General features: G+C 67.5%; 20 protein-coding genes. 11 read left to right on the top strand and 9 right to left on the bottom strand.

Going from position 1 to position 21,805, the window contains the following annotated elements; genetic code table 11:
- Positions 1-191: 191 nt before the first annotated feature.
- On the bottom strand, positions 192-1,382 hold the full coding sequence (gene metC, locus V7082_RS08900; RefSeq protein WP_334147772.1) for a cystathionine beta-lyase: 1,191 nt from the start codon (positions 1,380-1,382) through the stop codon (positions 192-194).
- Between the two features lie 335 nt (positions 1,383-1,717).
- Between metC and V7082_RS08895 the strand changes: the two genes are divergently transcribed.
- Positions 1,718-2,791: an amino acid ABC transporter substrate-binding protein gene (locus tag V7082_RS08895; RefSeq protein WP_334147771.1), complete on the top strand. Its 1,074-nt coding sequence runs from the start codon at positions 1,718-1,720 to the stop codon at positions 2,789-2,791.
- A gap of 40 nt (positions 2,792-2,831) precedes the next feature.
- Positions 2,832-3,440 carry a hypothetical protein gene (locus tag V7082_RS08890; protein WP_334147770.1) on the top strand — a complete coding sequence of 203 codons (609 nt, stop codon included), beginning with the start codon at positions 2,832-2,834 and terminating at the stop codon, positions 3,438-3,440.
- A 130-nt stretch (positions 3,441-3,570) separates the two neighbouring features.
- On the opposite strand, the gene V7082_RS08885 is transcribed toward V7082_RS08890, so the two are convergent.
- Both V7082_RS08885 and V7082_RS08880 read right to left on the bottom strand, forming a co-directional pair.
- Positions 3,571-4,527, bottom strand: coding sequence for a hypothetical protein (locus tag V7082_RS08885; protein WP_334147769.1), 957 nt, complete (start codon positions 4,525-4,527; stop codon positions 3,571-3,573).
- A gap of 110 nt (positions 4,528-4,637) precedes the next feature.
- Complete coding sequence (locus V7082_RS08880; protein WP_334147780.1) at positions 4,638-6,590, bottom strand: VWA domain-containing protein; 1,953 nt, start codon at positions 6,588-6,590, stop codon at positions 4,638-4,640.
- Positions 6,591-6,693: 103 nt separating this feature from the next.
- Here V7082_RS08880 and V7082_RS08875 point away from each other — a divergent pair, with 103 nt between their 5' ends.
- The 3 genes from V7082_RS08875 (at position 6,694) to V7082_RS08865 (ending at position 9,733) form a co-directional block, all read left to right on the top strand.
- A complete protein-coding gene (locus V7082_RS08875; protein ID WP_334147768.1) occupies positions 6,694-7,269 on the top strand; it encodes a nitroreductase family protein in 576 nt (191 codons plus the stop codon).
- A 386-nt stretch (positions 7,270-7,655) separates the two neighbouring features.
- Entirely contained in the window at positions 7,656-8,684 is a 1,029-nt protein-coding gene (locus V7082_RS08870; RefSeq protein WP_334147767.1) for a putative zinc-binding metallopeptidase, read from the top strand.
- Positions 8,681-9,733, top strand: coding sequence for a D-alanine--D-alanine ligase family protein (locus V7082_RS08865; protein ID WP_334147765.1), 1,053 nt, complete (start codon positions 8,681-8,683; stop codon positions 9,731-9,733). Before V7082_RS08870 ends, V7082_RS08865 begins: the two co-directional genes overlap by 4 nt.
- 79 nt (positions 9,734-9,812) lie before the next feature.
- Here V7082_RS08865 and V7082_RS08860 read toward each other — a convergent pair whose 3' ends face one another.
- The gene (locus V7082_RS08860) at positions 9,813-10,595 is read right to left on the bottom strand and encodes an NAD kinase (RefSeq protein ID WP_334147764.1); all 783 of its coding nucleotides are present in this window, start codon (positions 10,593-10,595) and stop codon (positions 9,813-9,815) included.
- 107 nt (positions 10,596-10,702) lie between these two features.
- Here V7082_RS08860 and cutA point away from each other — a divergent pair, with 107 nt between their 5' ends.
- Entirely contained in the window at positions 10,703-11,047 is a 345-nt protein-coding gene (gene cutA / locus V7082_RS08855) for a divalent-cation tolerance protein CutA (protein WP_334147763.1), read from the top strand.
- A 4-nt stretch (positions 11,048-11,051) separates the two neighbouring features.
- Here the strand turns inward: cutA and V7082_RS08850 are convergent, their stop codons facing one another.
- Positions 11,052-12,164, bottom strand: coding sequence for a peptidoglycan-binding domain-containing protein (locus tag V7082_RS08850; RefSeq protein WP_334147761.1), 1,113 nt, complete (start codon positions 12,162-12,164; stop codon positions 11,052-11,054).
- A 729-nt stretch (positions 12,165-12,893) separates the two neighbouring features.
- Between V7082_RS08850 and V7082_RS08845 the strand changes: the two genes are divergently transcribed.
- Both V7082_RS08845 and V7082_RS08840 read left to right on the top strand, forming a co-directional pair.
- Complete coding sequence (locus tag V7082_RS08845) at positions 12,894-14,108, top strand: primase-like DNA-binding domain-containing protein (protein ID WP_334147760.1); 1,215 nt, start codon at positions 12,894-12,896, stop codon at positions 14,106-14,108.
- A gap of 281 nt (positions 14,109-14,389) precedes the next feature.
- Entirely contained in the window at positions 14,390-14,896 is a 507-nt protein-coding gene (locus V7082_RS08840) for a hypothetical protein (RefSeq protein WP_334147759.1), read from the top strand.
- Positions 14,897-15,015: 119 nt separating this feature from the next.
- Here the strand turns inward: V7082_RS08840 and V7082_RS08835 are convergent, their stop codons facing one another.
- The 3 genes from V7082_RS08835 to V7082_RS08825 form a co-directional block, all read right to left on the bottom strand.
- Positions 15,016-16,302, bottom strand: a complete 1,287-nt coding sequence (locus tag V7082_RS08835) for a pentapeptide repeat-containing protein (protein WP_334147758.1) — start codon at positions 16,300-16,302, stop codon at positions 15,016-15,018.
- 153 nt (positions 16,303-16,455) lie between these two features.
- On the bottom strand, positions 16,456-18,609 hold the full coding sequence (locus V7082_RS08830) for a S9 family peptidase (RefSeq protein WP_334147757.1): 2,154 nt from the start codon (positions 18,607-18,609) through the stop codon (positions 16,456-16,458).
- A 196-nt stretch (positions 18,610-18,805) separates the two neighbouring features.
- A complete protein-coding gene (locus V7082_RS08825) occupies positions 18,806-19,084 on the bottom strand; it encodes a hypothetical protein (RefSeq protein WP_334147756.1) in 279 nt (92 codons plus the stop codon).
- Between the two features lie 111 nt (positions 19,085-19,195).
- Here V7082_RS08825 and V7082_RS08820 point away from each other — a divergent pair, with 111 nt between their 5' ends.
- From V7082_RS08820 to V7082_RS08810, 3 genes are all read left to right on the top strand, one after another.
- A complete protein-coding gene (locus V7082_RS08820; protein ID WP_334147755.1) occupies positions 19,196-19,603 on the top strand; it encodes a MucR family transcriptional regulator in 408 nt (135 codons plus the stop codon).
- Between the two features lie 376 nt (positions 19,604-19,979).
- Entirely contained in the window at positions 19,980-20,474 is a 495-nt protein-coding gene (locus tag V7082_RS08815) for a helix-turn-helix domain-containing protein (protein WP_334147754.1), read from the top strand.
- An 18-nt stretch (positions 20,475-20,492) separates the two neighbouring features.
- Entirely contained in the window at positions 20,493-21,119 is a 627-nt protein-coding gene (locus V7082_RS08810) for a DUF6456 domain-containing protein (RefSeq protein WP_334147752.1), read from the top strand.
- A gap of 123 nt (positions 21,120-21,242) precedes the next feature.
- Here V7082_RS08810 and V7082_RS08805 read toward each other — a convergent pair whose 3' ends face one another.
- Positions 21,243-21,665, bottom strand: a complete 423-nt coding sequence (locus V7082_RS08805; protein ID WP_334147751.1) for a SufE family protein — start codon at positions 21,663-21,665, stop codon at positions 21,243-21,245.
- Between the last annotated feature and the right edge of the window lie 140 nt (positions 21,666-21,805).

Raw genomic sequence — 21,805 nt, 5'->3', positions numbered from 1 at the left:
TCGAAGGTTCCCCCCAAGCCCGAAAAGACGCTCGAAGACTTGTTTTTGATCGCCGGAGCCGCCCGCCGGCATGGGCGATCGCGAAAATGTGACTGCGCGACGTTGGGATCGACGCGGGCCAGGCGACAGGCGACGGCAATGCTGGCGGTGTGAGGCTGGCGCGGGCCCCGCCGGGCTCCGCCTGCTCCTGGCTACCGCGCCGCGTTCAGCCGCTCGAAGCCCGCCGCGAGATCGGCGGTGAGGTCCCTTACGTCGTCGAGCCCGATGTGCAGCCTCAACGCCGGGCCCTCGGCGGTCCACTCGGTCGCCGTGCGGTAGCGCGTGGGGTTGAACGGAACGATGAGGCTTTCGAAGCCGCCCCACGAATAGCCCATGCCGAACAGCGTGAGCCCGTCGAGCATCGCCGCGAGCGCCTTGCGCGGCGTGGGCTTGAGGATGATCGAGAACAGCCCCGACGCTCCCCCGTACTGGGCCTTCCACAGCGCATGCCCCGGATCGCCCGGTAGCGCCGGATGGAGGACCCGCTCCACCTCGGGGCGGGCCGCGAGCCAGCGTGCCACCTCGAGCCCCGAGCGCTGATGACGCTCGAGCCGCACCGCGAGCGTCCTGAGGCCGCGCAGGCCGAGATACGTCTCCTCCGATCCCGGGCATGCCCCGAGCGTCGCCCGCGCCTCCTCGACGAGCCGGGCGGTGCGGGCGTTGGCGCTGATAGCGCCCAGCATCGCGTCCGCATGGCCGACGATGTATTTCGTGCAAGCGTTGATCGACACGTCGACGCCGTGTTCGATCGGCCGGAAGTAGAGGCCGGTCGCCCACGTGTTGTCCATGAGCACGGCCGCGTCGCGCGCCCGCGCGGCCTTGGCGATGGCGCCGACGTCCTGCATCTCGAACGTCAGTGAGCCGGGGCTTTCGAGGAACACCACGCGCGTCTCGTCGCGGATGAGGTCGGCGATGCCGGCGCCGACGAGCGGATCGTAGTAGGTCGTCGTCACGCCGAGGCGCGCCAGGATCGTGTCGCAGAACTTGCGCGTCGGCTGATAGACGCTGTCCACCATCAGCACGTGGTCGCCGGCCTTGACGAAGGCGAGGATGGCGGTCGTGACGGCCTGATAGCCCGAGGCGGTGAGCAGCGTGCGCGCGCCCCCTTCGAGCTTCGCGATCGCGTCCTCGAGCGCGGCGGTGGTGGGCGTGCCGTGCCGTCCATACCGGAACGGCTGCTCGTCGTAGGCTTCGAGCGCATCGAGCGTCGGGAAGAGCACCGTCGAGCCGCGGTAGGCCGGTGGGTTGACGAAACCGTGCTGTCGCGCCGGATCGCGGCCGTCGTGCAGGATGGCCGTCTCCGGATGGCGGGTCTCGGCCGCGCCCTTCTTCGGTGTCGTCATGGGATCGGGATCCTTGCCCTGGAGGACGCGGGCCGCCCTGCGCCTGAAGCGCCCTTTGGCGCAACTTCCAACGCCGGTCAAGGGCTTGACCCTGGGGGCGCAACGGGGGATGTGTGGCCCCCCGGGATGCCGGACCGCAGCCGGAGGGAGCGCGGTCCGCCGGTGTCCGCCGTCGCCGGGCTGCGACGGCCGGCAGGCACGGTGTTAGGGGCGACGGAACTACGGCGACGGCACAAGACACGGCGGTTCAAGGGACTATGCGCGGGGGCCACCCACTGGCAGCGCCGTCCACGTACCGCCGGTGAAGTTTGTTCTCGAGACGGAGGCGCGTTTCCGTGTGGGTTGATCGCCGAAGGCCGAAGCGTGGTCGCCCTCGTGGCGGCGCGCGTCCCGTCCAGGCCCTGGTGGCCGCGGTGGTGGCGCTCGCCGGCCTCGCGCTCGCAACGGCCGAGACGCGCGCCGCGACCCTCGACGACGTGCGCGCGCGCGGCCACCTCGTCTGCGGCGTGACGGAAGGCATGCCCGGGTTCGCGGCCGTCGGGCCGGACGGGGCCTGGGCCGGCCTCGACATCGATTTCTGCGGCGCCGTCGCCGCCGCTGTGCTCGGCGACAAGGATGCCGTCAGATATCGCGTCGTCACCGCCGGGAACCGCTATCAGGTTCTGGCCGCCGGCGAGGTGGACGTGCTGCCCCACGCCGGCGGACGCAGCCTGTCGCGCGATACCGAGCTCGGCGTCCGCTACACGGACACTCTGTTCCACGACGGCCAGGGCTTCCTGATCAGACGCGGCTACGCCGTCGCCAGCATTTTCGAGCTTTCCGGCGCCTCCGTCTGCGTGATGACGGGCACCAGTGCGGAGCAGGCGGTCGAGACGTTCTTCGAGGCCCGCAGGATGCGCGTCCAGATCGTTCGCTCCGAGCATTGGAGCGACGCCGTGAAAGCCTATACGGGCGCGGCCTGCACCGTGTTGACGGGCGACACCACGCTGCTCGCCGCCGAGCGCAGCCGGCTCGCCCGCCCGGGCGATCACGTGATCATGCCGGAGTTGGTCAGCAAGGAGATGCTGGGGCCCGTCGTTCGCCAGGGCGACGAGCAGTGGCATTCCATCGTGCGCTGGACGCTGGCCGCTTTGATTTCGGCCGAGGAGCTCGGCATCACGCGGGAGAACGTCGACAGCCTGCGAGGCTCCGCGAATATCGACATCCGCCGATTCCTCGGCCTTGAGGCGGACCTCGGCCAGGCCATGGGCCTTTCGCGCGATTGGAGCTATCGGATCGTCCGACAGGTGGGCAGCTATGCCAATCTGTTCGATCGCAACCTGGGCCCGAAAACACCGTTGGCGCTCGAGCGCGGGCTCAACAATCTTTGGTCGCGCGGCGGGTTGCTTTCCGCAGGTCCGCTGCGGTGACGCGGAGCACGCGCGGGAGGAGTAGGGGGAGCGCTGCAAGGTGATCGCGACCGTCACACCCGGGATATTGGGCGCTCTTGGCCTCATCGAGGTCAGCGGTCTCCCGGCAGCCCTCATCCTGCTGGCGCCGGTCGCCATCCTCCTCATCGTAATCGCACGCCTGTACCGCCGCCCCGGGGCACCCGGCCCGGCTCCGCAGGCGCGGCCCGAAACGCCCGGCGCCGTTCCTGCCGGGACATCCGCAGCGCCAGCACCCGTCGGCGCGCTCCGCAATGACGCACCTCCGGACGACTGGGCCGTGCGTATCCGCAGTGCCGCGGCGGAGAACGATCAGGCCGCCCTCGCGCACCTCTGTCTGTCGGCCGCGCAGGCCGAGATCCCGCAGGGGCACTCTGATGCCGCAGCGGAGTATCTCCGCGAGGCCGTGCGCGCGGCCAGCAGGAGCCGGACCGCGGCGATTGAGGCGGAAGCCCGGCTCGCGCTGGCGGAGCTGGCGCGCGCGGCCGGCGACCTAACGACGGCCTGCGAGCACTGGCAGCTCGCCCGCGCCTTGTTCCACGATCTCGATGAGCGCACACGCCGCGACGAGACCGAGACGCTCATGCGCAATCACGGATGCCCGACCGACTGGGTCCTGAATGATTTTTGAAGTGGGCAGCAGGCAGCGGGCAACTGGCAGGGTGGCGAGGCAACAACAGACGGGGTTGAGGCCGCAGATGACGGCTCGCGACGTGGCCAGGGCTGCCACACCCCTGCCTGCTGCCCGTTGCCCCTCTTCTCTAATTTATTACCAGCTCGACCTGTGCCGTCTCGCCGTTCGCGAGCGTGACGTCGCGCTGGAACTGGCGGCCCTGCGATTTGGCGACCACCGTGTAGCTGCCGGGCGCGAGGATGTGCGTCGGGAGCGCGCCCACGCTTGCCTTGATCTCGTCGCCCTGCGGGCTCTGGATCGTCCACTGCGTATCCGGCAGCGCCTCGCCGCCTGGGCGCTGCACGAGCTTGAAGGTGGCCTTGGCCGCCGAATGCGTGACGGTCGCCTCGGTGAGCTTGCCGGCCTCGACCGTCACGTCGCTCTCCACCACCGCGTTGCAGTCCCCGTAGGTGGAGACGATGTGATAGATGCCGGCGTTGAGGCGGATGGTGAGGTTGGGCCGCACCGCCGAAAGCAGGAGCTTGCGGTTGTCGGTCTGGTCGCGGTCGGAGTAGATCGCATAGCTCACCGCGTTGCTGGCCGCTTCCGTGCCCGCGACCAGCGCCTTGACGCGCAACCCCCCGGCGTTGAGCACGAACTCTTCGGTGGCGGGCTCCGCGCCGTCGCCCTTGACCGCGATCCGGCGCGTGATGTGGGCGCGCCCCAGCGAGGCGTTGACCACGTAATCGCCGGCCCTGAGCTTGAAGACGGGGCGCGCGTCGCGCTTGGTGGTGATGAGCGTGCTGCGGGAGGTATCGCCCGGTGGGTGCCAGTAGACGCGCCAGACGAGGCCGTCCTCGATCTCCTCGCCGTCGGCCGTGAGGCGCGCGACCATGCGCACCTCGGCCGTCTCCACGGCCTGCTCGTCGTTGGCCTCCTTCTGCGTCTCCTTCGACTGAGGCGCGGGGGTTCGCTCCGTGCCCATCAGCCAGTCGGCCGGCGATTGGGCTCGCGCCAGCCCGGCCGGTGCGAGGACGGCGAGCGCCAGCAGCAGGGCGCCGATGCGTTTCGGTCGGCGTCTATCGGATTGTGAAGCCACGATCATGATGCGGGAGCTGCGCGGTTGAATGAGACTCGTCGTGCGCTGGGATGTCGCCGCCAGACCATGGTCGAAGTGTGGCGCGCCGCCCCGCGAGGCGGATTTCACCCCTGAAATCAGGGTCGTCCCACCGTAAGCTGCTGCCGCTCGCCGGATTTCAGCTCGAACGCCTGGTCCGCCGGCGTCTCCGCGCCGTCGCTGATGAGCCGATAGCGACCGGGCGCGAGGCGTGCCCGGTCGGCGCCGCTGCGCCCGGCATGCATGACCGTCCGCCCGCTGCTGTCGGTGATGCGCCAGTGCCGCCCCGCCGACGGCGGGGCGTCGACCGAGACCTCCCCCTGTTCGAGCTTGAGCTGCACGGTGCCGCCGCGGCCACTCGTGAGATCGACCACGCCGAGTGATTTGACGTTGGCGCCCATGACCTCGGCTTCGACCCTGTAGCGCGCCGGCGGCAGCCGGAACGTCCCGCTGGCGCCATAGGTGCGCGCGAGCTCCTCTCGCCCGTCCTCGCTCAGGATGCTGAGCACGATCGGCTGTTCCGCGCCGGGTTCGGACGCGATGGGTGCGGCCGTCGCGACCACGGTGAGGGGGACGAGGTCGAGCGTCGCCACGTGCTTGATCGTGGCCCCGCTGCCGAGCGCGATGCGGTCGCGCGCCTCCGCTACGCCTGAGCGCGCGGCCACATAGTAGGTCCCCGCCGGCAAGGTGAAGACAGCCTTGGGGTCGGCCGAGCGCGCGACCTCGCGCCGGCCCTGGGGCGCGTCGGGGTCGTCCTCCTCGATCGTGTACGTGACGTCCTCGGTCTCCTTGCCGAATGCGGTGACCGCGCCGAGCTCGAGTCGCCCCGTGCCGAGCACCGGGCTCACGTCGGCGCCGGCGCCCGCGGTAAGCGTCACCTCCGAGGTCCGGCTCGCAAGGCCGTCCTCCACGCGTATGCTATAGCGCCCAGCCGGAAGTATGAGCTCGGCGGCGCCGTCGCGTCCGATCCACACCGGACGTTGCCTGTCTCCGTCCTGGGCGAGCACCGTGAGCAGCGCATCGGAGAGCGTCGCGCCGTCCTGGTCGGCCTGCGCCTTGAGGTTCAGCACCCCTGCACCGAGCGAAAGCCTAGCCGTCGTGGGGCCGTCGGGCTTGACCTCGATGGTCTCGCGCACCGTCGCCTGTCCGAGCTTCGCCTCGACCACGTAGGAGCCCGGATCGAGGTCGACCGAAAGCGTCGGCGTGTGCGCCTTGGCGATGGGATCATCGGGCGCGTCCGTCTTCGCCACCGTCCAGTCGAGCGCCGCCGCGAGCGGCTGTCCGTCGGGCGCGAGCGCCGCCGAGAGCCTGAGTCCCGGCGCGCCGACGGGCGCCGGCGGCGTCGCGGCCTTCGGTGCCGGGACCGCGAGACCGGTTGCCGGATCGACCCGCTCGAGGTTCGCGAGCCTCAGCGTCTCGGTGATCGCATCGGTGAGCTCGGCCGAGTTTTGGGCCTGGAGCGATTTGCCGCCCGTCGCGGCGCCGACGCAGGCGAGGCGCTTGGCATCCGCCGGATCGAGCCCGAAGCTGATCAGGAACACGCGGAGGTTAGGGTTGGCGGCGGCGATGTCGGCCGCCGCGGCGCACGGGTCCTGCGCGCAGTTGTCGACGCCGTCGTGGATCGCGATGACGCTTCCGCCCGTGCCTGCGGGGATTTGCCGGGCGGCTTCCCGGAGCGCAAGCGAGAGCGGCCCCTTGCCTTTGGGATTGAGCTTGTCGACGATGGCGAGGATGCGTTCCGGCGGCCCCGCCTCGGGTGCCGCCAGCACCTCGACGTCGCTGCAGTCGGCGCGCCGGCGCTGGCCGAACGACATGAGGCCGAGCCGCACGCGCGGCGACAGCGTGGAGAGCGACTGGCGCAGCGCCTGCCGCGCGAGGTCGAATTTCGACGGACGCTCGCTGCCGATGGTGCCCCACATGGAGCCCGATCCGTCGAGGACAACGATGGCCGGCCCGTCGGAGGCCGCCTCCGCCGCGAGGGTTGGCCCGGCAAAGAGCAGGAGCGCCACGAGCGGGAGGAGCAAGGGGACGAAGAGACGGCGGGCGGGCATCGGCACGAGGATCCGGTTTCCTGATCGGCAACGTGGAGATTGTAACAGAGCGGCCTTTGCGTTAGCGAGGCCGGCAAAATCTCATGTCATGGAAAGATGCGCAATGAATGACGCCGTTCTCCACGCCCTCGAAACGCGGCGCTCGGTGAAGCCCGACCGCCTCGCGGCGCCGGCCCCGACCGGAGCCGAGCTCGACCGTATCCTCGCCATCGCCGCCCGCGTTCCCGATCACAAGAAGCTGGTGCCCTGGCGCTTCATCGTCTTCGAGGGCGACGCCCGCGCGGCTGCCGGCGAGATCTTTGCCGCCGCCTGTGAGGCCGAGGAGAAGGATCCGCCCTCGCACGTTCGTCTCGACACGGAGCGCGCGCGTTTCCTGCGGGCGCCGCTGGTGGTGGCCGTCGTCTCGCGCATCATAAACCGCCCCGGAACGCCCGAGTGGGAACAGATCCTGTCGGCCGGCGCGGCGGCGTTCAATCTCTGCCTCGCGGCCAACGCCTCGGGCTACGGCACGAACTGGATCACCGAATGGATTGCCTATAGCCCGTTCGTGCGGGAGAAGCTCGGCCTCGGCGAGAACGAGCGGATTGCCGCCTTCGTCCACATCGGCACGCCGCTCGAGAAGCCCGAGGAGCGCGAGCGCCCGAGCCTCTCCGCCATCGTCACGCGCTGGGCGCCATAGCCCGGAGTCGCTGGGGGGCCCGGTCGGTCCGAAGCCTTGCCTCGGTCTCATCAAAAACGCGGACGCGCGCCCGCAGCGGCGGCCGCCAGGGCTCCGTCTCGCCGCTGCAACCGGAGGCGGGGCGCGCCCTGCTGCCCGTGATTTTTCACCATTGTATATACCGATCCGACACGAGCGCTCCCGCGTCGCAGCTCCCCGCACATAACGCCCTGGAAAGAAATCATAAAATTTTACGCTCCACACGTTGGGCGCGCCGCCGGCTCGTGTCATAGATTGCACTCGAGAATCGGATCGGTCCTATGATCCATGGCTTGAGGTTCGCGTTTGATTCCAATGGACTTTGCGTTTGCCGCCCCGGCCGGGGGAAGCCGTTGTTCGAGGGATGAATGCCGATACGCCCGTCGCGCCTTGAACGGATGCCGGACAGCGAGCTCCTGTGCACGCGGTTCTGCGACCTGCCGCTGCAATTGAAGGGATCGGTGATCGAGGAGCGCGCCAAGCGCGTCTTCGATGAATTAACCGCGCGCGGCATTCGTTTCCGTCCGACGATCTGGATAGCCGAAGAATGGTATAACCCGGACGGGGTCGTCGGCTTCGCCGTCCCGTTCTACCTTCTGCACCCGCGACTGATCCGCCTCGAACGCAAGATGATGCTGGAGGCGGAAGGCGCATCCCTGAATGAAGCGATGAGCATCCTACGCCACGAGACCGGCCACGCCATCGATGAGGCCTTCCGGCTGAGCGAAATGCGCGCCTACCGCCAGGTGTTCGGCTCGCCGCAGCGCACCTATCCGACCAACTACGTCGCGGATCCCGACAGCCGGGATTTCGTTCAGCATCTCAACGCATGGTACGCGCAGTCCCACCCGGTCGAGGATTTCGCCGAGACCTTCGCCGTATGGCTGAAATCGGAGAGGAGCTGGCGGCGGATATACCGCGATTGGCCCGCCATCGAGAAGCTGCGCACGGTCGATGCCTGGATGCGCGAGAGGCGGGGCGTGGAGCCCGAGATCAAGCCGAAGCGCATGGCCAACGAGCTCAAGGAGTCCACCCGCACGCTCGGCGAGCACTACGACGAGAAGCGCAAGTTCTACGCCATCGATGCCGAGGACGAGTTCGACGGCGCCTTGCAGCGCATCTTCCGGGAGAATGGAGGCAGCCGGCGCAAGCGCTGGAACGTGTCGGCCGCGCGCCTCCTGGCCTCGCATCGCACCCGCCTGCGCCGGCGCACCGCCAAGCCCCTCGGCATCCCCGCCTACGTCGTCGACCAGGTGCTGCGCCAGCTCGTGCACCGCGCCAGGATCCTGAAGCTGCGGCAGGCGCGTCCGGAAGCCGAAACGGTCGCGAAAGTCTCGAAGCTCGTCTCCCGGGCAACCGTTGCGATCCTTCACAACCGGCCGCGGATGCCGCTATGAACATGACCGTCACCCGCAAGCCCAGGAAGAGGCTGTCCGTCGTTCTCCTGACCGACGAGCGCCTGGTGCCGGCCGGCGAGCTCTCGGACTACAGCGAGAAGCAGCGCCTGCTGCGCAAGGCCGAGTTCGACGTCAAGCGCGCCGTCGAGACGCTGGGCCACCAGTTCATCGCCGTCGGGCTATCGAACGACCTCTCGACTTTGCGCGGCGCGATCGACGCGCATAAGCCCGACATCGTCTTCAACCTGGCGGAGGACTTCGGCGGCATCAGCCATTTCGATCAGCACGTGGTGAGCTTTCTGGAGCTGCTGCGCCAGCCCTACACGGGTTGCAATCCGCGCGGCCTGACCATCGCCCGCGACAAGGCGCTCACCAAGAAGATCCTGGCCTACGACGGTCTCAAGGTGCCTGAGTTCGCCATCTTCCCGATGCGCCGGACGACGAAGCGTCCTAGCACGTTGGGCTTCCCGCTGTTCGTCAAGTCGCTGACGGAGGAAGGATCGATCGGCATCTCCGGCGCCTCCGTCGTCTACGACGACGTGAAGCTGATGGAGCGCGTCGAGTACATCCACCGCACGGCGGGAACGCCGGCGCTCGCCGAGCAGTTCATCGAGGGGCGCGAGATCTACGTCGGCGTCATGGGCAACGAGCGCGTGACCGTCCTGCCGCCCTGGGAGTTCTTCGTCGAGAACCGGCGCGAGGGCGCGCCGCTGATTGCGACCGGCCGCGGCAAGTGGGATCCAAGCTATCAGGACCAGGCGGGCGTCATGACGGGGCCGGCCGAGATCAACGAGAAGCTCGCCACCAAGCTCGAGAAGCTGTCGCGCGAGATCTACCGGCTCCTCGGGCTCAGCGGCTATGCGCGCCTGGACTTTCGCGTCACGGAGTCCGAGGACGCCTATCTGCTCGAAGCCAACCCCAATCCGCAGATCGCCGCCGACGAGGACTTCGCGAGCTCGGCCGAGCACGCCGGCATCGCCTATCCCGACCTCATCGACCGCATCATCCGCTATGGCATGATCTACAATTCGGGGCGGGTGATGTTCTGAGGGCGCGCGTCGGAGCGCATGCGGTCTCCGCGTTTGGGGCTGCGAGCGCTTCGGCAGTCTGCGCTTGAGCGCGTTCCGCTCAATAGCGGAACTGCTCGGCGAGGATGCGCTCGTCGAGATTGTGCCCGGGATCGAACATCATGAAGAGATCGATGGTACGCGCCTGCTCGATCTCGACGCGGACCACGTTGCGCTGCTCGTGCGCGTCTGCGACCGCGCTCACGGGGCGCTTCTCGTGCTCGAGGGCTGCGATGCCGATGCGGGCCCTGTTCGGCAGCAGCGCCCCGCGCCAGCGGCGTGGCCGGAACGGGCTGATCGGCGTCAGCGTCAGGAGCGGTGCGTTGATCGGCAGGATCGGCCCGTGCGCCGAGAGATTGTAGGCGGTCGACCCGGCCGGCGTCGCCACCAGCACGCCATCGCAAATCAGCTCCTCCATACGCACCGTGCCGTCGATCGAGATCCTGAGCTTGGCCGCCTGGAAGGTCTCGCGGAAAAGGGACACCTCGTTGATGGCGAGCGACTTGCTGGCCTTGCCCTGCGCATCGTAGGCGACCATGGCGAGGGGATGCACGCGGCTGATCTCGGCATTCGCCAGCCGCTCGAGGAGCCCGTCCTCGCGGTACTCGTTCATCAGGAAGCCGACCGATCCCCGGTTCATGCCGTAGATCGGGATGCGGTCGTTCATGTAGCGGTGCAGCGTCTGCAGCATGAGCCCATCGCCGCCGAGCGCGACGATGGCGTCCGCCTCGCGTGCGTCCACCGATCCATAGCGCTCGGAGAGCCGCGTTAGCGCTTTGCGCGCCTCGGGGACCTCGCTCGCCACGAAGGCGATCTTCTCGAATTTGCTTTTCGGTTTGGCCATGACGGATGGGTGAGGCCGCGTGACGCAGCGGTTGGGAATTGAGCGGGTCGGCGCTATCGTGCCGGGAGCCGGAGACTCTCGAAGCCGGGAACCGGAGGCTCGCCTACTTGCAGGAAAACGACAAGGCCGTTCTCGTCTATGCGACGTTTCCCTCGCTCGAAACCGCGGAGGCCGAGGCGGCCCGGCTCGTCGAGGCCGGTCTCGCCGCCTGCGTTAACATTCTTCCGGGCATGATCTCGATCTACGTCTGGAATGGTCAGCGCCACAGGGACGCCGAGGTCGTGATGATCGTCAAGACCCGCCGCTCGCTGGCCGATCGGGTCGTCGCCGAGACGCGCCGCCGCCACCCCTACGACAACCCGGCGCTCCTCGTCCTCTCCGTGGAGGGAGGCTCGGCCGATTACATCGGCTGGCTTCTCGCCGAGACGAAGCGCACCGCGTCCGACCCCTGAGGCGTCACATGCGTCCGAGCGGGTGCTGGAAGAGGTTCTGCACCTGCCGGTAGGAGCTCGTGGTGCGGCTCGGGCGTTCACGCGGTTTTGCCGCCCGGGCGACAGACGCCCGGCTCGGCGTCGCGATTGCGGGATACGCCACCACCACGTCCGTATCGAACGACGAGGCCGCCGCGTTGGGCGCCGGCATCGGCTCGATCTGCAATTCGTTCACGGCCGACGTCTCGAGCGCCGCGGTGCGGGCGAGCCCGTTGCCCCGCGGCGCAGCGCCGGTCCCTTGCGTCCAGCCCGACGAAAGCTCCTCAGCGTCGTCGTCGGGGATCGGGCCGCCGACGCCCATCCGCCCATAGGGCATGGGGTTGCGGTCCCGCGCCTGCGCCACGACGGGCGACCAGGCGTCCTCGCCCCCGGCTTCGTCGGCCTCGGCCACCAGCGTGGTGGGCAGGCAGCGCCCGTTCGCCGTCAGGCTCTGGCCACGGGGGCAGGAGGTGCCGCACACCGCCGCGGTCTGCGACCGGATCAGCGAGAGCATGAACACGTCCGGATCCCGCGTCGGCAGCGAGGCGTTGACGCGGTCCATGAAGTGCAGGATCGCGCGCTGCGATCCGCCGCCCCAGACGCCGTCGATCTCGCCCAGATAGCAGCCGACGCGTTGCAGCTCGCGCTGGATGTCCCGCGTGAGCGCCAGGCGCGAAGTGGGCTCCGTGGGCTTCACGTCGGACGGGCTGGCACGATCCGCAGTGCGAATGATGGCGCTCTTCCACTCGGCGAGAGTGATCGGCTGAGGCGCGGGCGCGATCGGAGACGTGCTCGTATCCGGCGGCGTCGACAGTTTCTGCGCCAGATAGTCGAGCATAGAGGAGGGCGGCATCCGGGAGGCCGGCGTGGGTTCGATCGCCGCGGCGAACAGCGGCGTCCCCGGTGAGAACGCGCCGACGCGCGAGCCGAACGCCGGAAGCTCGGACGCCATGACGACGACCGGCGCGCTCTCGGGCGCGCGCTGCGCGGAGACGGCGGCATCGGACGAGACGGGATGGTTGGCTTGGCCGGGATAGAAGGTCTCCAAACCGAATGCGAGCCCGGCAAGGAGAACGGGATAGCTGATGTACCACCGCATGATACGACGCTCCGGACGCATGCGCGCACAACGCAGAACGAGCATTTCAGCCGCACAGTACGAGGTGAAGGCGATCTCGTACCAAGCTGCTTTGACTGAGAAAGACATAGCAAATATGCGCGCTCACGGCCACGTGGAATGCGATCCGGCTGTCTCTACCCACAGATGCGTCAAGGACGGATCCTCCGTGGACATGCGTCCGCGCTGCGCCCGGCGGCTGTGGATTTCAGCCGCGCGGCTGCGGATAACCGGTGCAAAACGAGCGCGGCGCGTGTGGATGATTCCGTCGTGCAAGTTCGCCACACATGATGCGCTTCTGCAGCGCTGTGGCGGTGAATTTTCTTAGCAACCTGATTCTCTTAACAAAAGGTAGTGACCTCACGCGAGAATCGCATAAGCCTGAAAGGTGAGGGATGTGTCTTGCGTGATTTCGCTCATGTGCGCTTCAGTTTTGCACATCGGGACCGAGCGGCGGTGCCGCCTTGTGCATAAGCGAGAGAGACATGGGCAGGTCCAGTCCAGTGTGTCCGCCGGGGGGCGGTGCAGAAGTGTCCGATGACCGCGCTTTGGGAGCGGGGTCTAGCTCAACGGACAATCGAAGCGCTCTCGTCCGATCGACATGCGTCCGCGTCGGCGGCTGGCCGGTCTGTTCCTTCCAGACCCAATGACACGAGGCCCCGTATCGGCTGCCATCCGGGCAGTGCGTGCGGGCGCTCAATGGAGAGGGCAATGAAAATACGACATGCTCTAGGCGTGTTCGGTATTATGGCAGCCGGCGTCCTACTCGCCGTATCGGCAGCCATGAACTGGCGTTTCGGATACAGTTTGGGACGAACCGAGCTGGATGGGATGATCTACGGCGCAGCAAGCGTCGCAGCGGACGGTCTCAAGGCGCTGATCCCGTTTTTCCTGTTTGCCGCAATTCGAAACAGGATGTGGTCGCAAGCCGTGGCCGCCGCCTTGGTCGGTGTCGTGGTTACGGCCTATTCGCTGACCTCCGCGCTCGGCCACGCCGCGCTGAACCGGTTCGATACGGCCGGCCATCGCATGGTCGAGGCGCAGACCTACCAGGATCTCCGCGGAGACCTGAAGCGAGCCCAGGATCAATTGTCCTGGATCCCGCAGCATCGTCCCGCGGCCGCCGTGCAAGGCGAGATCGAGGCGTTGAAGAGCCAGCGCGCCTGGACGTTCACGCAAGCCTGCACCGACATCACCGGCAAGCAGGGGCGTGAGTTCTGCCAGAAATATCACGGCCTCCATGCCGAGATGGCCTCCGGCCAGCAGGCTGAGGCGCTCGAGGCCCGGATCGCGGAGATCCAGGGCAAGCTCGGCAAGACCGACGCCATGACGGTCATGGGCGAGGCGGATCCGCAGGCTGCGGTTCTGGCCAAGCTCTCTGGCGTCAGCGTCGACCAGGTGCAGATGGCGATGACGATCTTCATCGCGCTGCTCCTCGAGGTGGGCTCCGGCTTCGGCATGTACATTGCCTTCAGCCAGTGGCGCCTCTACGACCGTGAAGCCCCTGCCGCGCCGAAGATGGCGGCGGTTCAGAGCACCGCTGCGGCAGCGGTGGCGGCCCCTCAGCAGGCCGTGGCGATCAGAAAGCCGCGTTTCGGTGCCAACGACAATCGTTCGTTGCCATCGACAGCCACCAAGCTGCTGGTCCCCGAGACGGACGTCCAGCGCTTCTATAAGGAGAGCGTCGAGAGCCAGGATGGCCACACGGTCTCCGCAACATCACTCTACGAAGCCTACTGCGTATGGTGTGAAGAACGACAGAAGGAGCCTCTCGCACTACCGACGTTTGGTCGTGAGATTGCCGAGTTCGGAATTCAGAAAGTCAAGAAAAAGGACGGTGTGAGATACGTTGGAATCGCACTCAAATCCGATCTCGAGCTTGAGGAGGATAAGAAGCTGCCGGCCTTCAACGCCGTAGCTGCCTAGAGATAGGCAACGGAATTCGGAAGGGCTCCCGCAAGGGAGCCCTTCCTCGTTTCTGGGGGCGCCTGAAAGCGGGCGCCTTTTTTTGTGTGCGAGAGCCGGCCATGTCGCAGAACGGCAACGGCAGGCTGCGGATAAACGCGTCCGGGTTTCGCTCGCTGCGACTCTCCGCCTGCTTGCTGCTAGCATCGCCGCCGGCCGGGACATCGCCTGCGCACCTTCTTCGTGCGGATGATCGCAGGCGGCGCCGGTCCAACGGGGCACTATTTTCAGGGGAGTTTCAAATGTTTGGAGTTATTTGCGCAACGGCCCGGAGGCCGCTTGCCGGTTGGGTGGCGCTTGCGGCTTTTGCGGGTGCCGTTGCCGCGGCGCCGTCGGGCGCGGCCGCCGAGGAGATCATCGTCACCGTCACGAAGCTCCACCCTCTCGACAAAGCCGACGAGCTTTCGGCCGGCGATTTCTTTGCGCGCATCAGGGTGGACGGCAAGGCGGCGTTCTCGCCGGAGCTGAGCGGCCAGACCGAGATGTCACCGAACTGGCGGCTCACGCTTCCGGCCAAGCCGGGCGTGGTCGCGGTCAACCTTGCGGTGATCGACAAGGACGTCAGCGTCGACGATCCGATCGACATCAACCGCGTGCCGAACAAGCGCGACCTCGATTTCACGGTCAACACCAGGACCGGCAAGATCGAAGGTTTCGCGGAGACCTACAAGACCGGCCAGACGATCACGCGCGCCGGTACGGAGAACAAGAAGGCCCGCATCTCCTTCACGGTCGACGTGAAGAAGTAACGCTTCGGCCGCTCGGGCGCGCGTCGAGAGAGGGGGCCGTTCCCATCCGGGAGCCGTGCGCCGCATGCGGCTCGGTTCCGGGTGAGGCAGCGGGCTCCTCCGCCTCGGTCGGAACGATCTCAGCGTGACCGTCCGTGGCACGCGATGCGCTGCACGTCCGCGCTCATCGAAAGGTCGAACGGCGTGTCGCCCTCGCAGAGCCGCGCGCCGTCCAGCAGCACCGCCTCCACCTCGACCCCCGGCAGCCGCGCGAGCGAGAGATCCGCGCCCTGCAGGCGCACGCGCACGAGCTTTGCGCCTTCGAGGTTGGTCTCGATCAGGCTCGCGCCCTTGAGGGACGTATCCGTGAGATCGGCGCGGCGCAGGTCCGACCGGTCGAACGTCGCATGGTTGAGATCGCGCCCACGCAGCGAAAGGCTCGTGGTGTCGGCGGAGCCTTGGGCGTCCGACACGAGATCCTCGTCCATGACGATCAGGTTGCGGCTGAAAAAGCTCGTCGGCCGCCGCGTCCAGTCGTCCACCTGTCCCTCGAACAGCAGCGCCGTCGGCAGGAACGCCTGCCGCCCGCGCGCGCCCGGCGGCAGATCGCGCACGACGTTGCCGAGCGCCTGCACCGGCACCGGCGTCGCGACCGAGCTGACAGACCCGAGCGCCCGGTCGATCCATTCGCCGGGAACGGTCGCCACCGCCACTGAGAAGGCGAGCACGAGCGCGCCGGCGAGCCCCGCCGCGAACCGCCGCAGCACGGTATCGCTCGCGAGCGTCTCGTGGCCGGGATAGACCTTCTCGAGCCCTGCCAGGAAGTGCGAGGTGCCGGCGACGATCAGGAGACCCGCCAGCACGTAGATGCGATGCCACCAGGTGATCTCCACGTCGTGGACGGGGAGATACGTGATCTGGAACGCGAGCAGGAGCCCGATCGGGATGAGCCGCAGGAACAGCCAGTCGATGGCCCGGAAGCCGGCCCGCACGACGGCGTTTGTCTCGGGCCCTGCCTCGAGTTGCGAGATATAGTGGCTGTGCACGCGCAGCCGCGCCGGGTGCGTCAGCGGCAGTGCCTCCTGGCGTGCGAGCCCGGCGTCGAGCGCCTTGAGCTTGCGCGCCAGGATGAGGTGCTGCAGCAGCACCCCTGCGGTGAGGACGATGAGCACGAGCGGACCGAACAGGACGAACGAGCGTAGCGGAACGGCGACCTGCAGGATCGGCTGCGCGACCGGCGTGCCGAGCAGGAGATCGCGATGCGTGATGCCGGCGAGCGCGATGAGGAAATAGGCTTCGAGAGCGATCAGGAGGACCCATGCATTGCGCGCCGACGCGCTCGTCGCGTTGACGTCCTGCAGCAGCAACTCCAACTCGTCGCCGGGCGATAGGGCGGGCGTCGGGGCCATGGACCTATTGCCGAACATCGCGACATTTCCCTAGGTTGCGGACTCGTGATTGGCTAGCCGGCAGGCCGCCGGAACAGAGCCGATTGCGGAGCCGCTTGGCCGGCCGTCTGGACGAAACGTTCTGCACGAAAGGAGGGCCGGCCTCAAGCCGGTGAGCGCCCCCTTTCGCGGTCACGCCTCAGCGAGCCCCGCGATCTTGAGCGCGAAGGCATAGTCGATCGCCGTCTCGCGGAGCCGCTCGAAGCGCCCCGAGGCGCCCCCGTGCCCCGCCTCCATGTTCGTCTTGAGCAGCACGAGGTTGTCGCCGGTATTCAGTCTCCGGAGCTTCGCGATCCATTTGGCCGGCTCCCAATAGGTCACGCGCGGATCGGTGAGGCCGCCATAGGCGAAGATGTGCGGATAGGCTTTCGCCTCGACGTTGTCGTAGGGGCTGTACGAGCGGATGATCGTGAACTCGTGCGCGCTTTCGATCGGGTTGCCCCATTCCGGCCATTCGGGCGGCGTCAGCGGCAGCTCCTTGTCGAGCATGGTGTTGAGCACGTCCACGAACGGCACGTCGGCGATGATGCCGAGGAACAGATCGGGCGCCATGTTGGCGACCACGCCCATCAGCATGCCGCCCGCCGAGCCGCCGTTGGCGACGATGCGCCCGCGCCGTGTGAGCCCCTCCGCAACGAGATGCTCGCCCGCGGCGATAAAGTCGGTGAAGGTGTTGAGCTTGCGGTCGAGCTTGCCGTCCGTGTACCAGCGATAGCCCTTGTCCTTGCCGCCGCGGATATGCGCGATGGCGAAGATGAAGCCGCGGTCCACGAGCGAGAGGCGCGCCGTCGAGAACGACGCCGGGATCGAGATGCCGTAGGAGCCGTAGCCGTAGAGGAACAGCGGCGCCGACCCGTCGAGTGGCGTACCCTTCTTGTAGAGAATGGAGACCGGCACCGTCTCGCCGTCGCGCGCCGGCGCGAAGAGCCGCCGGGTGACGTAGTCCGCCGGGGTGTGGCCTGATGGTATTTCCTGCCGCTTGCGCAGCGTCCGTGTCCGCGCCGCCATGTCGTAGTCGTATGTCTCGGCCGGCGTCGTCATCGACGAGTAGGTGAAGCGCAGCGTCGTCGTGTGGAACTCGTAGCCTTGGCTCATGCCGAGCGCATAGGCCTCCTCGTCGAAGGCGATGCGGTGCTCGCTCGAGGCATCGAGGAAGGTGCGGCCGCCTTCGGCGCTGGGCGAGATGGGCGTGATGACGATGTGCGGCAGGCTGTCCTCGCGCTCGAGGCGCACCAGGAAGCCCTCGTAGACGATGACGTCGAGGATCAGCCGCCCCGGCTTGTGCGCCACGATCTCGCGCCAGTTCGCGCGCCCCGGCGCGAGCACCGGCGCGGTGACGATGCGAAAATCCTCGGCGCCCTCCGAGTTGGTGGTGATGACGAGGTGCGCCCCGTACGGGCCGACGTGATGGTCGACCTGATACTCGTGTCCATGCTCGCGGGGCTCGACGAGCCGCAACGCGCCCTCCGGCGTATCGGCGTCGATCAGATAGATCTCGTTCGACTGGTGGTCGTGCGCGTCGACGATCAGGAACTTGCCCGACAGTGTCTTGTCGAGGGCGACGTAGTAGCCGCTGTCGGCTTCCTCGTAGACGAGCACGTCGTCCTCGACGGGCGTTCCGAGCCGGTGGCGGTAGACGAACCTCGGCCGGTGGTTGTCGTCGATCCGGATGTAGAGCAGCGTCCGGTTGTCGTTGGCCCATTGGATCTCGCCGCGCGTATCGGGGATGACGTCGGCGAGGTCCTTGCCCGTCGCGAGATCGCGGATGCGGATCGTGAACAGCTCCGATCCCTTGTCGTCGACGGCATAGGCGAGACGCATGTGGTCGGGGCTGTGCGCCGTGGCGCCGAGGTCCCAGTAGGCTTTCCCCTCGGCCTCGATGTTGCCGTCGAGCAGGATCGCCTCAGGGCCGCCCTCGCGCGGGCGCCGGCAGAGGCGCGGATACTGCCCGCCCGCGACGAAGTCCGAATAATATGCGAACGGGCCATCGGGCGAGGGGACCGAGGAGTCGTCCGGCTTGAGGCGCCCCTTCATCTCCGCGAACAGCTCCGCCTGCAGCGCCGCCGTCGAGGCGAGCGCGGCGTCCGTGTAGGCGTTCTCGGCCTCGAGATAGGCGCGGATCTCCGCGTCGAGCAGCCCCGGATCGCGCATGACGTCCTGCCAGTTGGACGCGCGCAGCCAGGCGTAGTCGTCGACGAGCGTGACGCCGTGATGCGTCGTCGTGACAGGCCGGCACGCGGCGAGAGGAGGCGAGGGAAGGGGAATGTGCGGAGCGGAGCCATGCATGGCGGAAACCTTCTCGAAGTTCGAACAGGCCCCGGCCCTCGGGGGCTGGAGCTTCGGGCGGCGGATGTCGGGGCGGAGCGGGCTCGGAGCCGGACCGGGTCCTGGGCCGGCGTTCCGAAGTGCAGCGGACGCTGCCGATCGATGCACTCTGGCAGCAGGGAGGCAACGCCGCAATTGTGTCTCGGAGGCCGCAATCTTAATGAAGGATTGGAGATACAAGCAAGCGCAGTGCACAAATAACGCCGGCGGAACGGGCCGCGGATCGCCCGACGAAACCTTTCGAGACTTGAGAAACCCGCAGACGCACCGAGCAAAACAGCATTTCACCACGCCGATTCAAGGCTTTAACCGGCGTGGGTATTGGTGCGGGATTGATCGCCGTCGCATTGACATCGAACAGGGAATGATGTCCAAAGACGTGATCGGCATAGAGCGCCCACTTGACAACACACGTCAAACGAGAGGGCACGATCATGTTGCGTTCAGCTTGAGGTTAGTAGAATAGAACTATAATAGCCTTGAGATTGACTTGTTCAGTTTTGGTTTCGCCGCCGCAGCGTTGCGGACCGCGAGGAAGGATCTGAGGATGGAAGACGCGCCCCAACCGGAACTGGTCGAGCTGACGGCAAGGATCGTGTCGGCGTTCGTAAGCAATAATACGATCGGCGCGGAGAACTTGCCGCAGCTCATCAACGAGACCCATGCCGCATTGAGTCGCGCCACGGGCACCGTCGTTCAGCCTGAGCGCGAGGAGCAGAAGCCGAAGGTGCCGGTCAAGAAGTCCGTCATGCCCGACCACATCGTCTGTCTCGAGGACGGCAAGAAGTTCAAGTCGCTGAAACGCCACCTGCGCACGCACTACAATCTGTCGCCCGAGGAGTACCGCGAGAAGTGGGGTCTGCCCCACGACTACCCGATGGTGGCCCCGAATTACGCCCGCGCCCGGTCCGATCTCGCCAAGAAGATGGGCCTCGGGACGCGCCGCGAGAAATAAGAGTGCTTCCGGAAAAGTGGAATCCACTTTTCCGATAAGAAGCACGGCTCTCAAAAGGTGCTTCCGGAAAAGTGGAAACCAGTCATGGCGAAGCCGTGCAAGCAGGAAGCCCGATAAGAAGCACGCCTCATCAAAACCTGTTGCCGTTCCGAGAGTCACCGGAACGGCTCTTGGGCACCGCCGAAGTCGTGCCCGCCGATCATCCAGGGCGCACGGCCGCAAGGTCGTGCGCCTCGTTGTGTTGCGCTGCAGAAAGCGCGCGGACTTATCCTCGCCGTTCACCGCTCCGCTAGTTTCGATCTGGGTTATCCGCAAACGGAGCGTATGATCGCATCCGTGAACGAGCGGCAAGCTCCATCGAAAGAGAGGGTCCTGCATGAGCCTCATGTCCGGCGTCGAGTGTGCCAGCTCCCCGCGCGCCGATGGCGCGAGCTTTGCCACGGCGCGGGACGCCGGCGGGCCCGGAGCGACCAGGGCCGCGGGCGACGGGCCAGCATCGGCAGCCGGACGCGTCGAGGGGCTCCGCCATCTCGCAGAGAGCGAGGCGCAACGCCTGCGCCGTCTGATCGAGGCGGCCATCGGCGAGGTGTTCGGCGTCGCCTGCGCCGATCTCTCGGCACCTTCGCGGGGCAAGGCTCCGGTCGCGCTCGCGCGCCAGGCGGCCATGTACCTCGCGCACGTGTCCTGCAGATTGAACCTGACCGATGTCGGCATGATCTTCGGCCGCGACCGCACCACCGTCGCCCATGCCTGTGCGGTGATCGAGGATCGCCGCGACGATCCGGTCTTCGACCGGGCGCTCGAGCTCATGGAATGGATCGTGCCCACACTCGTGGGACGTGACCTTCTGCACGCGCATCGCGACATCTGACGTTTCCTGGAGAGAGCAATGACCCATTCCGCGCGTCTTTCGCCGAACGCCTCCGCACGCCCGGGGCGCCCGCCCAAGGCGCGCGCACGGAGCACGGCTCACGCGCGGCCCGGACGCAATCTCGCCGAGAGCCCCATTGGATGGCTCTTCAGTCGGCGCGACGGCGAGGGCAACCCGCTGATCAGTGAGGAGCAGTTCAGCGCCGGCGAGAGGCTGCGCGCCGATTTCTGGTACGCCCAGATGTCGCCGAACGTCACCCAGAGCTGGAGCCTCTCCGCCACCGCAGGCGGAGGCCGGCGCAGCGCGCCCGGTGCGGGCGTGGAGCTGGCCGACAATGTCGTCGCCGCCGGCGAGCGCGTCCGCCGCGCGCTCGCGGCCGTGGGCCCCGAGCTCTCGGGCATTCTGATCGATGTCTGCTGTCATCTGCGCGGACTGGAGGATGCCGAGCGCCGGGCCGGATGGCCGCAGCGTTCGGCCAAGATCGTGCTCGGCATGGCGCTCGCGGCTCTCGCCCGGCACTACGGCTTTGCGAAGCCCGCGGTTGCCGAGCCGCGCGCGTCCCGCGTCCGTCATTGGGGAGCGGCCGGCTACCGCCCCGCCATCGACGGCGACGATGAGCCCGGTGATCGCGCCGGATCCGAATGAAAGCTCACCCGAGCGCAGCATCCGCCGCTCTGATTGGGGAATTGCGGCACCCCACCCTCAACGCCATGGCCGCGAAAGCGGGCACCCGCGACACTGGGAACGCTGCGATCCAAGCCTGCCGTGTCAGGCGAGCGCCGCGCTGGCATCCGCACGGATGCGCGCGACCATCGACGCGAGCCCGTTCGAGCGCTGCGGCGTAAGGTGCTCCTTGAGGCCGAAGGCGGCAAACACCGTCTCCGGCTCGAGCGCCAGGATCTCGCGCGCCGGCCTGTCCTGGTAGAGGGCGAACAGGATGGCGATCAGGCCACGCACGATGTGCGCATCGCTGTCGCCCGTAAAATGCAGGATTGGGCCCGCCCCGTTGTCGGTCGGGCGCGCCTCGCTCACGAGCCACACCTGGCTCGTGCATCCGCGCACCTTGGTGGCGTCCGTCTTGAGGGCGTCGGGGAACGGCGGCAGGCCGCGCCCCAGCTCGATGATGTAGCGGTAGCGGTCCTCCCAGTCATCGAGGAGCTCGAAGTCGGACTGGAGCCGGGCGATCGTCATGGAATGCAAAGTCCTTGCCCCTGGCCGGGCTCGGCCACGTCATCATACCGGGGATGAAGGATATATAGTGGTTTCGCCGCCCATGGGAACCGCCACGAGGTGTTTGTACCCGCAGCGGCTCCGGCTTCGGCCGGCCCCCG

Source organism: Hyphomicrobium sp. (assembly GCF_036833075.1).
Classification (GTDB): Bacteria; Pseudomonadota; Alphaproteobacteria; order Rhizobiales; family Hyphomicrobiaceae; genus Hyphomicrobium_C.
The sequence above is the reverse complement of the archived record's forward strand: the minus strand, read 5'-3'. Positions and strand labels throughout refer to the sequence as shown.